Annotated in this window: 11 protein-coding genes and 1 pseudogene; 7 read left to right on the forward strand and 5 right to left on the reverse strand. The window is 74.9% G+C overall.

Annotation, left to right across the window (positions count from 1 at the left end; genetic code table 11):
* Nucleotides 1-39 precede the first annotated feature (39 nt).
* Nucleotides 40-1272 carry an EAL and HDOD domain-containing protein gene (locus tag AC6JBM_RS06660; protein ID WP_497982717.1) on the forward strand — a complete coding sequence of 411 codons (1233 nt, stop codon included), beginning with the start codon at nt 40-42 and terminating at the stop codon, nt 1270-1272.
* Nucleotides 1273-1302: 30 nt separating this feature from the next.
* A complete protein-coding gene (locus AC6JBM_RS06665) occupies nt 1303-2535 on the forward strand; it encodes an EAL and HDOD domain-containing protein (RefSeq protein WP_497982718.1) in 1233 nt (410 codons plus the stop codon).
* Here the strand turns inward: AC6JBM_RS06665 and AC6JBM_RS06670 are convergent.
* Nucleotides 2464-3687, reverse strand: coding sequence for an MFS transporter (locus AC6JBM_RS06670; RefSeq protein ID WP_497982719.1), 1224 nt, complete (start codon nt 3685-3687; stop codon nt 2464-2466). The genes AC6JBM_RS06665 and AC6JBM_RS06670 overlap by 72 nt on opposite strands.
* An 86-nt stretch (nt 3688-3773) precedes the next feature.
* Here AC6JBM_RS06670 and AC6JBM_RS06675 point away from each other — a divergent pair.
* Nucleotides 3774-4640, forward strand: a pseudogene (locus tag AC6JBM_RS06675) (phosphatase PAP2 family protein); the annotation flags it as partial.
* Nucleotides 4641-4782: 142 nt separating this feature from the next.
* On the opposite strand, the gene AC6JBM_RS06680 reads toward AC6JBM_RS06675, so the two are convergent.
* Entirely contained in the window at nt 4783-5658 is an 876-nt protein-coding gene (locus AC6JBM_RS06680) for a Vgb family protein (RefSeq protein WP_497982720.1), read from the reverse strand.
* Between the two features lie 166 nt (nt 5659-5824).
* Between AC6JBM_RS06680 and AC6JBM_RS06685 the strand changes: the two genes are divergently transcribed.
* Together AC6JBM_RS06685 and AC6JBM_RS06690 are read left to right on the forward strand one after the other, a co-directional pair.
* Nucleotides 5825-7540, forward strand: coding sequence for an ABC transporter substrate-binding protein (locus AC6JBM_RS06685; protein ID WP_497982721.1), 1716 nt, complete (start codon nt 5825-5827; stop codon nt 7538-7540).
* Between the two features lie 38 nt (nt 7541-7578).
* Nucleotides 7579-7782 carry a hypothetical protein gene (locus AC6JBM_RS06690; RefSeq protein WP_350613642.1) on the forward strand — a complete coding sequence of 68 codons (204 nt, stop codon included), beginning with the start codon at nt 7579-7581 and terminating at the stop codon, nt 7780-7782.
* A 5-nt stretch (nt 7783-7787) separates the two neighbouring features.
* On the opposite strand, the gene AC6JBM_RS06695 is transcribed toward AC6JBM_RS06690, so the two are convergent.
* A complete protein-coding gene (locus AC6JBM_RS06695; protein WP_497982722.1) occupies nt 7788-8681 on the reverse strand; it encodes a phosphotransferase in 894 nt (297 codons plus the stop codon).
* Complete coding sequence (locus AC6JBM_RS06700; protein ID WP_497982723.1) at nt 8678-9250, reverse strand: TetR/AcrR family transcriptional regulator; 573 nt, start codon at nt 9248-9250, stop codon at nt 8678-8680. The genes AC6JBM_RS06695 and AC6JBM_RS06700 overlap by 4 nt, the downstream gene beginning before the upstream one ends.
* A 58-nt stretch (nt 9251-9308) precedes the next feature.
* On the opposite strand from AC6JBM_RS06700, the gene AC6JBM_RS06705 reads away from it, so the two are divergent.
* Both AC6JBM_RS06705 and AC6JBM_RS06710 read left to right on the forward strand, forming a co-directional pair.
* Nucleotides 9309-10277 (forward strand): NADP-dependent oxidoreductase, encoded by a 969-nt coding sequence (locus tag AC6JBM_RS06705; RefSeq protein WP_497982724.1) that lies wholly within the window; start codon nt 9309-9311, stop codon nt 10275-10277.
* A complete protein-coding gene (locus tag AC6JBM_RS06710; protein WP_350613647.1) occupies nt 10274-10627 on the forward strand; it encodes a DUF1304 domain-containing protein in 354 nt (117 codons plus the stop codon). The genes AC6JBM_RS06705 and AC6JBM_RS06710 overlap by 4 nt, the downstream gene beginning before the upstream one ends.
* 25 nt (nt 10628-10652) lie before the next feature.
* Here AC6JBM_RS06710 and AC6JBM_RS06715 read toward each other — a convergent pair whose 3' ends face one another.
* Nucleotides 10653-11690: a hypothetical protein gene (locus tag AC6JBM_RS06715; RefSeq protein WP_497982725.1), complete on the reverse strand. Its 1038-nt coding sequence runs from the start codon at nt 11688-11690 to the stop codon at nt 10653-10655.
* Nucleotides 11691-11697: the final 7 nt, after the last annotated feature.

Raw genomic sequence — 11697 nt, forward strand, 5'->3', positions numbered from 1 at the left:
AATCCGCAGATCCCGGCCGGGCGGGTCGATGAGTGCGGTATGTTCCCCCCTTCCGGCGCCGTGCACGTGGGCCGCCAGCCGATCTTCTCCCGGGCCGGCGACGTGCACGGGTACGAGCTGCTCTTCCGGGGCGACGCGGGAGCGGTCGACGCCGACGAGCGTGGCGCCTACGCCACGAGCCGGGTGCTCATCACCGCGTTCACCGAGATCGGCATCGAGCCGCTGTGCGGGCGCGGGCTGTGCTTCGTGAACCTGACCCGGGAGTTCCTGGTCGGGGACCTGCCGCTGCCGTTCGACGCCGAGCAGGTGGTCCTCGAGATCCTGGAGACCGTCGAGCTCGACGACGAGGTCGTGACCGCCGTCGCCGAGCTGGTCCGGCAGGGGTACCGCATCGCGCTCGACGACTACGTCTTCGGCCTCGGCCACGAGCCGCTGCTCGAGCTCGCCGCCTACGTGAAGATCGATGTGCTCGAGACCCCCGCGCGGGACCTGGCCGCGACGGTGGAGCGCTGCCGCAAGTACGCCGGCGTGAAGCTCGTCGCCGAGCGGCTCGAGACCGCCGAACAGCTCGAGCTCGCCCGGACGCTCGGCTTCGACTACTTCCAGGGGTACGTCCTCGGCCGCCCGCAGGTCGTGAGCGCCGCCGCCCTGTCGCCGTCGCGGCTGGCCCGGGTCGAGCTGCTGAGCCTGCTCGTCGGCCCCAGCATCCCGCTCGCCCGCGTGGTCGGCCTCGTCACCAGCGACCCGGCCCTGAGCCTGCGGCTGATGGCGGCCGCGAACGCCGACTCGCTCGGCCTGCCGGTCAAGGTGTCCTCGGTGCACGAGGCGGTCCTGCTGCTCGGCGCCGACCGGCTGCGGGACTGGGCCACCCTCATGCTCGTCAGCGACCTCGAGGGCCCGGACGACCCCGGCACCCACCAGCTCTCGGCCGCGATCACCCGCGCCCGCATGTGCCAGAACATCGCCGGGCGGATGGACCTGCCGCCCGAGGCCGCGTTCACCGCCGGGCTCGTCTCCGCCGTCGCCGAGCTGCTCGGCCAGCCCGCCGCCGACCTCGCGCTGCGCCTGTCGCTGAGCCACGAGGTGACCGAGGCGCTCGTCGGCGGCACCGGCCCGCTCGGCGAGCTGCTGTCCCTCGTCGCCGCCTACGAGGCCTCCGACCTGCCGATGCTGCTGGCCGCGCCGCTGCCGGTGGAGGACACCGCGCGGGCCTACCTCGACGCCGTGGCCTACACCGGGCAGATCATCGCCCCGCGGGCCCGCCCGGCTTGAATGTGGCCCGGTGTGACCGATAGTGCTGGTGTGGACAGCATTACCGGTCACACCGGGCCCGTGCACATCGGCCGCCAGGCGCTCTACGACGCCCAGGGCCGCGTGGCCGCCTACGAGCTGCTGTTCCGCGACGGCCCGCACGCCCACGAGGCCACCGTGCGCGACAGCGCCGCGACGAGCCGGGTCATCGTCGAGGCGTTCACCGCGTTCGGCATCGAGGAGCTCGTCGGCGACCGGCCGTGCTTCATCAACCTCACCCGCGAGTTCCTGGTCGGCGAGCTGCCGCTGCCGTTCCCGCCCGGCCGCGTCGGGCTCGAGCTGCTGGCCGGCCTCGAGGTCGACGACGAGCTCGTGGCGGCCGCGGCCGCGCTGACCGAGCAGGGTCACCGCCTGGCGATCGACGGCTACACCGGCGACCCGGACACCGCCCGGCTGCTGCCCCACGTGCACTACGTGAAGGTCGACATGCTCGCCGGGGACCGGCACGCGATCGCCCGGATCGTCGACGCGTGCCGGCGCATCCCGCGCATCCGGCTCATCGCCCAGCGGATCGAGACCCCGGAGCTGCTGGAGCTCGCGATCCGGCACAACTTCCAGCTGTACCAGGGCCACGCCCTGTCCCGCCCGCACCTGGTCACCACCCAGGCGCTGAACCCGACGCGGCTGGCCCGGGTCCGGCTGCTGACCGAGCTCGCGGCCGAGGACGTCGACCTGGACCGGGCCGTGGCCACCATCGAACGCGACCCGGCGCTGGCCGTGCGCATCCTGCGCGGGGTGAACGCCGCCGCCAACGGCCTCAAGCAGCCCGTCTCGTCGATCTTCCAGGCGGTCGTGCTGCTCGGCATCCCGCAGGTGCGCCAGTGGGCCACGCTCATGATGGTCGCCGACCTGGCCGACGGCGACGAGTCCCTGCTCACCGACGCCGTGGTCCGGGCGCGCATGTGCCAGACGGTGGCCGAGCGCCGCGGCGCCGGGCCGGGCCCGACGGCGTTCACGGTCGGCCTGCTCTCGGCGATCGGCGACCTGCTGGGCGGGCCGGTCGGCGCCCTGACCGAGCAGCTGCCGCTGACCGAGGAGGTCGCCGGGGCGGTCGTGCACGGCCACGGCGACCTCGGCGACGTGCTGCGGGAGGTGCGCGCCTACCAGCGCGGCGAGTCCGTGAGCCGCTCCCGCGAGCCCGCCGGCGGCGAGCTACACGGGGAACTCCTCGCGGCTCTGAGCTGGACGAACGCGTCGCTCGCGGAGCCGGAGCCGGCCGCCTGAGACCGCCGCCGTGACCAGGCCCAGGGCCAGCATCGCCAGCGCGCTGAGCAGCAGCGTGCGCTCGGCGCCGACGGCGGTCACCAGCGGGCCGCCGGCCGCCGTGCCCAGCGGGACGGCGATCACGGTGATCGAGCCGAACACGGCCAGCAGCTGCGGCAGCCGCTCCGGCGGGGTGGTGCGCTGGAACAGGGCCATCATCACCGGCATGTAGGGCGCCCAGCACAGCCCGGCGAGCGCGAACGCCGGCAGGCTCACGGCCGGCGGCGCGCCCAGGCCGAGCGGGAGCACCGCCAGGCTGAACGCGACGATCACCGGCCAGGGCGGCAGGCGGCGCACGTACGGCGTGGCCAGCCCGCCCGCGACCGCGCCGGCGCCGAAGACGGTGTAGAACACGCCGAGCAGGGTCGCGGAGGCGTGCAGGTCGTCGGCGACGTGCAGCGGCAGCGCGACGTAGAACGGGCCGAAGAGCAGGAAGAACGCGAACGTCACCAGGAGCAGGCCGGACTTGTCGCGGCCGAGGCGCACCCGGGCGGGGCCGGCGGGCGGGGCGTCACCGGACTCCGGCACGGCGAGGCGGTAGGTCAGGGCCAGCACCGCGAAGCTCGCCGCGTCGATCGCGAGGACGACGGCCGCGTTCGTCCACCCGATGAGCAGGCCGGCCAGCGGCGGCCCGGCGAGCGCGGCCGCCTCCGACAGCGTCCCCATCACGCTGTTCGCGGCCAGATGGTGCTCCTGCGGCATGCTCTGCGCGATGAGGGTGTACCGCCCCGCCGAGCCCCAGGCCGCCAGCAGCGACGACACCGCGAGCAGGGCGACGTAGAGCCCCGGCGTCAGCGCGCCGGCCGCGTGCACGAGCACGATCGCGGCCAGGGCGCTCGCGCGCAGGATCGCGTTCCAGCCCGCGAGCTGGGCGCCGGGGCGGTGCCGCAGGTACCGGCCCAGGACCGCGCCGCCGAGGGCGCTGGGCAGCGAGTACGCCGCGACCGCGGCCGCGACCCAGGCACCGCGCGCCGCGTCCGGGGCGAGCTGCAGCGCCAGCCAGCTCACGGCGACCAGGGACATGCCGTCGCCGAGGGCGGAGACCGCGATCCCGGGCAGGACGCGCCGCAGCACCGGGTGGGTCACGACGGGCCAGTAGGGGGAGGAGCGCATGCCGTTCAGGTGACCCCGGGGTGTACTGCCGCCACAAGAGATATCGCGATGAGCGCAATTGGCGCGATTGGGCTATCTTGCTGGCCATGCGTGGGTGGCCTCTCGGGCTCGCCGCGTGGCTGCTGGTCGTGGCGGTCGCGCAGGGGGCCGGCTTCGTGGCGGTGTGGCGATTTTTCGTGCACAGCGAACACGGCCAGCTCCTGGACTACGTGGCCATCACCGGCAACAGCATCGGCCAGGCCCACGTGGCCGGGCTGGTGCACGACACGCTCAGCACCATCTCCGTCGTGTCGGTCGCGGCGGCCACGATCGTGATCGGCTTCATCGCCCTGGCCCGCCGGCGGGTGGCCCTGGGCGTCGGCGCGGTGCTGCTCATCGGCGGGTCGAACGCGACCACGCAGGTCTTCAAGACGCTCATCTACCGCCCGCACCTCGGCGTCGACGTGGACCGGGTCGCGGCCGGCAACAGCCTGCCCAGCGGCCACACGACGGTCGCCGCGTCGGTCGCCGTCGCCCTGGTGCTCGTCGTGCCGGCCCGCACCCGCGGCCCCGTCGCGCTCGGCGGGGCGATCGCCTCCGCCCTCGTCGGCGTGGCGACCCTGTCGGCGGGCTGGCACCGGCCCAGCGACGCGGTGGCGGCCCTGCTCGTGGTGGGCGCGTGGGCCGCGGCGGCGAGCCTGTTCATCCTCATCGCCCAGCGGCGCCACGGCGGGGTGGCGTACGGCGCCGCGAACACGTACACCACCGTATTCCTCGCCCTCGTCTCGGCCGGGCTGCTGCTCGGCGCGCTGGTCGCGCTGCGGCTGACCGACGGGGTGATCACGGAGGCGGTCGACGACCTGAGCCGGCGGCGGCTGTTCGTCGCCTACGCGGGCGGCGCGCTCGGCATCGCCGGCACCGCGGGCCTGGTCGTCGCGGCCGTCCTGGCCACGGCGCACCGGGTGGTGCCGCGGTGGGTGCCCGAGCCCGGCGACGACGACGAGCCCGGCGCCCATGCCGAGTCTCCCGTGCCGCTCGCGGAGCAGGTCACCGTCCGGCTGCCCCGCGAGGAGCCGACCACCGTCCGGCTGCCCCGCGAGGGGCCGACGACGCAGGTCATCGCGGGGGGCTGAGCGGGGGGCTGAACCGGGCGACCGAGCCGCGCTCCAGGGCGACCCACACGGTGCCGTCGGGGGCGACGGCCAGGCCGTGCGGCTCCGAGTCCGGGGTGGGCAGGTCCCAGGTCCGGATGCCCGTCCCGCCGGCGTCCACGTGGCCGAGGCGGTTGCCGGCCCACTCGGTGTACCAGCACCCGCCGGCCGGGTCGGCGACGATCGCGTGCGGGCGGGCGGCGCGGTCCGGCAGCGGGAACTCGGCGATCTCGCCGTCCGCGGTGATGCGGCCGAGCTGCCCGGCGCCGATCTCCACGAACCAGGCGGCCCCGCCGGCGACCGTGATGCCCACCGGGGCGGCGCCCGGCGTGGGCAGCGCGAACACGGCCGGCTCGGGGGTCACGCGGGCGATCGCGTTGCCCTGGTTGAGGGTGCACCACACGGTGCCGTCCGGGGCCGCGGCGAGCATCGAGGGCATCGCGCCCTCGGTGCCCAGCTCGAACGGGGTCGTCCCGCCGTCCGGGGTGACGCGCCAGACCCGGTCCGCGTTGAGCTCGCTCGTCCACAGGGCGCCGTCCGGGGCGACCGCCAGGCCGAACGGGGAGGGGACCGCGATCGAGGACTGTTCGCCGTCCGGCGTGATCCGGCCGACCCGGCCGTCCCGGAAGCGGGTGAACCACAGCGCGCCGTCGGGGCCGGTCACGACGATCGACGGGCCCGCCTCCGGGTTGTCCAGCGGGAACAGCGTCACGTCGCCGTCCGGCGCGATGCGCGCGAGCCGGCCCGCGTGGACCAGGGTGCACCAGAGGGCGCCGTCGCGGCCGGCGGCGATGCCGTACGGCCCGCCGCCCTCGACGCCGATCTCGAACTCGCGCCACACGGTGCACCTCCGGAGTCGTCGCAGCGACCAGTCTCCCGCGCCGGGCGGCAGCGGGTGCGCGGACCCCTCCGGCCGGCGTGGCGAGCGCGACCACCGCGGACCTCGAGTCTGACGGGAGCGACGGTCCGGACCACGGCGGACCGGAGCCATGACTACTCTGGGTCATATGAACCGTACGGTGCGTGTCGGTCTGTGTGCCCTCGTCCTGCTCCTCGGCGGGTGCGCCGGGCGCAACAACGACACCGGGGAGGGCGCGGCCGCGGAGGGGTTCGACGCGGGGCTCACCGCCGTGGTCAACCCGAGCGGCACGCCCGGCGGCACGCTGCGCCTGGCCAGCGCCAACGACGTCGACTCGTGGGACCCCACCCGCTCCTACATCAACGCCGTCTACAACCTCCAGCGGCTCTACGTCCGCACGCTGCTCACCCCGGCCGCCGAGCCCGGCACCACCGCGCTCGTGCCCGACCTGGCCGCCGACCAGCCGGACGTGTCGAGCGACGGGCTGACCTACTCGTTCCGCCTCCGCGACGGCGTGAAGTTCGAGGACGGCACCCCGATCAGGGCCCGGGACGTCAAGTACGGCATCGAGCGCCTCTTCGCCCAGGACGTCCTGTCCGGCGGCCCGACGTACCTGATCGACCAGCTGGACCAGGGCCAGCACTACGCCGGGCCGTACCAGCAGGGCGACGATCTGCGCTCGGTCACCACGCCCGACGACCGCACGATCGTGTTCCACCTCGCCGAGCCGTTCGCCGACTTCCCGTACCTGCTCGCCATGGGCGTCGCCGCGCCCGTCCCGCAGGCGAAGGACACCGGCGAGCGGTACGGCGACCGGCCCGTCGCCTCCGGCCCGTACCGCTTCGACAGCATCGACCCCGGGCGCAAGGTCGTCTGGGTGCGCAACGGCGCCTGGGACGCCGCGACCGACCCGGTGCGCAAGGCGCTGCCCGACCGCATCGAGCTCACCATCGGCACCGACCCGGCCGAGATCGACCGCCAGCTGTTCGACGGCGACCTCGACGCCGACGCGGGCCAGGGCGGCGTGCAGTCGGCGAACCAGGCCAAGGTGCTGCTCGACGCCGGGCTCAAGGCGCACGCGGACCGGCCGACGACGGGGTTCGTGCAGTACGCGGCGCTGAGCACGAAGGTGGCGCCGTTCGGCGACGTGCACTGCCGGCGCGCGGTGCAGTACGCGGTGGACAAGGCCGCGGTGCAGACGGCGCGCGGCGGCGGGCAGATCGCGGGCGGCATGCTCCCGCCCGGCATCCCCGGCTACGACGAGGGGCTCGACCCGTACCTGACGAAGTCGGGCCGGCCGCAGCCGGACAAGGCCCGCGACGAGCTCGCCAAGTGCGGCAAGCCCGACGGGTTCACGACCGTCATCGCGACCACCGGCAGCCCGCGCTCGCTGAAGACGGCCGAGGCCGTGCAGGCCGCGCTCGCGAAGGTCGGGATCACCGCGCGGATCGACCCGTCCGACCCGTCGCTGTACGCCCGGTCCGTCGTCGGCAGCCCCGACAACGTGCACGCGAAGGGCTACGGGATCATCCTGTCGGCCTGGTCCGCCGACTTCCCGACCGGCTCCGGGTTCTACCCGACGCTGATCGACGGGCGGCAGATCCTGCCCAGCGGCAACAACAACTACGCCGAGCTCGACGACCCGCTCATCAACGAGCAGCTCGACAACGCGCGCACGGTCGCCGACCCGGTCCGCGCGGCCGGGATCTGGCAGCAGGTCAACGCCGAGGTGATGGACAACGCGTCGATGCTGCCGCTGCTGTACGACCAGGTGCTCAACTACCGCAACCCGCGCCTGACGAACGTGTTCGTGAACCAGTACTACGGCACCTGGGACGCGACCGCGCTCGGCGTTTCCCCGTGACAGGTTTGGCCGCGCCCGGGGCGGGATATCGGGATGGTATGCCTGCTACAGATCGTCATGGAGTCCCGCGGGTCGACGAAGCGATCGACCTGCACACCATCCGCGACGAGGCCGAGGAGATCGCCGTGCCGGCGTTCGACTACATCGGCCAGCCCGTGGACGCGGTCGTCGACGGACTCACCGGCCATGCGCACGACCACGACGCCGACTCCGACAACACGCAGGTCCCCGAGGAGGAGTGACCCGGCTACGGGCACTCCCACGGGGACGCCGACATCAACTGCCGCAGGTGCACCGCGGGCCCGCCGGCAAGGGCCGAGCCGTGCCTCCACCCGGGGTCGGATGACAGGGCCCGATGCCAGGTCAGCGCCCGGATGACGTTCCCGGCGATCCGGGCGCGGCGCAGATCCTCTCGCAGCTCGCGGAGCGGGGCCAGGTCGGTGAAGACCTCGAGGTAGGCGTCCCGCGCCCGGTCGCCGGCGCCGCGCAGCGCGACGAGCATGGAGCCGAACGGGTGCCCCACGACGCTGTCGCCCCAGTCGTAGCAGCGGCCGTCATCGGCGAACACGTTGCCGGGGTGCAGGTCGGCGTGGTCGAGGCTCGGCGGCACGACGGACCCGGCCAGGGCCGCGGCGATCTCGGCGAACCAGGCGCGCCGCGCGCGCACCTCCGCGACGCCGTCCACGAGGGCGAGGGCCTCGTCCAGCCGCCGCGGCAGCATCGCGGGCCGCATGTCGGCCATGCCCAGCGCGAGGAGTTCGGCGGCCGCCGGGGCCAGGGCTCGCTGCAGCTCGCCGTAGCGGGGCAGAACCTTCTCGAACTCCTCCGCCGGGCGGTCCCGCAGGGTCGCGCCGCCGTCCGGCAGCAGCAGCCACCCGCGCGCCGGGTCGGCCGCGAGCGGGGCGAGCACGTGGTCCGGGGCGAGGCGGTGCAGGAGCGGGTACAGCGCCACCTCGAAGGCGGTGTCCGGCGCGGGCAGCTTCAGCCACACGGGCCCGCGGTCGGTCCCGGCGCGCATGACGGTGCCCCAGGGCCGGACCCGGGGGACGGTCACGTCGCCGGTCCGGCGCCGCCCGGCCGCGGCGAGCCGGTCGTCCAGCCAGGCCAGGAGCTCCTGTTCGGGGCGGTGCGGGCCGGTCACGGCAGCGGGTGGGCGCCCTCGGGGCGCAGGCCGTCGAAGATGATCGCCAGGTAGCGGCGCCACAGGTCCGCCGGGGCGTCCGGGACCATCTCGGCGACGTGGTTCGGCGCGCACATGAGCAGGAACACGTCGGTGCCGGTCACGTCGGGCCGCACGGCGCCGTGTTCCCGGGCCCGGGCGACGAGCGCGTCGATGGCCGCCAGCAGCCGGGCGTGCATCCGGGCCATCTCCGGGTGGCCGTCGGACGCGGCGTGCAGGAACGTCAGGTCGCGCTGCTGGCGCTGCTCGGCGGCGACGGTCATGAACTCCAGCAGCGCCGCGCCCGCATCGCCGGCCTGCCGCAGCCGGTCCCCGGCCGCGACCAGGGCCTCGATGCGGTCGAGCACGATCGCCGCGACGAGGTCCTCCTTCGTCGCGAAGTGCCGGAACACCGTGCCCTTGCCGATCCCTGCGCGCTTGGCGATGTCGGCGATGGACGCGCCGAGGCCGTGCTCGGCGAACTCGTCGGCGGCGGCCGCGAGCAGCAGGCGGCGGTTGCGGGCGGCGTCCGCGCGCATCGGGCGGGTCACGCGACCAACTTACGCGCACGAAGTTGACCGGCCGGTCCGTTTTCCCTAAGGTGACCGCATGGTCCGTTTGAACATGCTCGCCCTCGTCGCCCGCGGCTACGGGCCGCCGGAGGAGTACGAGATCGCGGAGGTGCCGGTGCCCGAGCCCGGCCCCGGCCAGATCCGGGTGCGCGTCGCCGCGATGTCCGTCAACCCGGCCGACGTGCGCCTGCCCGCCGGGGACTTCCGCGGCGCCGTCGACCTGCCCTTCCCGCACATCCCCGGCAACGACTTCGCCGGCACCGTCGACGCCCTCGGCCCCGGCGTCGGACGGTGGGCGCCCGGCGACGAGATCTTCGGCTTCGCCACCCCGCGGGCGCTGCGGCACATGGGCAGCTCGTCGCTGAGCACCGGCGCGCTCGCGCAGTACGCGGTATTCGAGGCCGAGACCCCCTTCCTCGCGCACCGCCCGGCCGGCCTCGACGTGGCCCAGGCCGCCGCGCTGCCCACCGTCGGGCTCACCGCCCGCGCGCTGCTGGCCTCGGCCGGGCTCACGCCCGGGGAGCGGGTGCTCGTCGTGGGGGCGACCGGGGGCGTCGGCACCACCGTGCTGCCCATGCTCGCCGCGGCCGGGGCGCACGTCATCGCCACCGCCCGGGACGGCGACGCCGGGCTCGTGCGCTCGCTGGGCGCCGCCGAGGTGACCGCGTACGACGACTACCCGGCCGGCGTCGACCTCGCGCTGAACCTCGTCGTGGCCGGCGACCGCCTCGCGCCGGTCGCCGCGGCGGTGCGGCCCGGCGGCCGGCTGCTCACGATCACGTTCCCGCCGCCGCCCGCGTTCGACGGCATCGACGTGCGGCTCGTGCTCGACATGGAGGCCAGGCACGGCGGCATGGCCGAGGTCGCGGCCGACGCGGTCGCGGGGCGGCTGCGGGCCCGGATCGACCGCGAGTACGCGTTCGCCGACGCCGCCGCGGCCCTCGCGCACTTCGCCCGGTGGCACAAGACCGGGAAGCTGGTCGTGCGGGTACCCTCGCTGACGTGAAGATCGCCGCCGACGTCCTCGTCGGAATCGTCGCGCTCCTGCACCTGTACTTCCTGGTGCTGGAGATGTTCCTGTGGACGGCCCCGCGGACCCGGGCGGCGTTCGGCACGACCGAGGAGTTCGCGGTCGCGAGCAAGGCCCTCGCCGCGAACCAGGGCCTCTACAACGGGTTCCTCGTCGCCGGGCTGGTCTACGGGCTCGTCGCCGGCAGCCTCGCGTTCCAGGTGTTCTTCCTCGTCTGCGTCATCGTCGCCGGGCTCTACGGAGCCGCGACCGCGAGCCGGCGCATCCTGCTGGTCCAGGCGCTGCCCGGCGCCCTCGCCCTGGCCGCGGTGCTCCTGAGCCGCTGATCCTGCCCGCTGACGCGGGGCCGGTCTAACGAAGGTCGACCGACTTCCAGGCGCCGCCCTCGTTCCACCAGACCACGCCGGCCCGGGTCGCCGACACGCCCGCGTCCGCCGTCAGGGTCAGCAGCGCCGAGGTCTGCAGGTCGTACGCCACCAGCGCGCTGCGCTCGTCGCGGTAGGTGGTGAAGATCTCGTAGCGGCCCGCCACCGCGTTGTCCACCGTGATCGCGGTCAGGTCGCCGGGGATGCGCCTGCGGTCCGAGCCGTCCGGGTGGCGGGCGTCGAACAGGAACCGGTCGCCGGCCGCGGTCACCATCGAGCGGCACCAGACCGGCGTGCACACCACCTGCTCGGCGGCGGCCTTCGTGACCACCTTCCGCTCGCCGGTCCGCGGGTCGGCCAGGGTCAGCGGGGCGGCGTCGTCGACGGAGAGCAGCCACGGCCAGGTGGTGTGCCGGAACCGGCCCTCGAACGAGGTGGTCGTGACCGGGCCCCCGGTGACGGCGACGCTGCGCAGCTCGGTGCGGGCCCCGTCGTCGGGCGGGGCGGCCACCCAGTGCACGCGGCCGTCGGCGATCACGAGGTCGTACTCCGAGTCGAAGAACACCGCGGCCCCCATGTCCGCGGTCAGCGAGACGGGCGCGGCCGGGCCGTCGAGCGGGGCGCGCCACAGCCGGGTCTCGTAGGCGCCGTCGGCCAGGGCGGAGCTCTCGGCCCAGTACAGCTGCCCGTCGGCGGCGGTGAAGCCGAGGAACTGCGCGTAGCGGCCCTTCGCCAGCCGGTGCAGCTCGCGGTCGCCGGCCTTGGTGCGCAGCATCAGGCGGTCCGCGGACTCGTCCGGCGTCGGGGCGGTACCGATGGAGACCTCGGCGCCGGCGTAGAACAGCGGCGTGTAGTCGGCCCCGTCGGGGAGCTTCGCGCTGACGGACGCCGGGGTGGCGACCGGCGTCTGCGCCGGCGCCGGGGTGGCCTTGGGCGCCTCCGGGCCGCGGTGGACGGTCGCCAGCAGGACACCGCCGGCCGTCAGCGCGACGGCGAGCGCGATCAACGGCCGCAGGTTGCTCATCCGGGCC

The sequence above is a fragment of the Dactylosporangium thailandense genome, from assembly GCF_059739745.1.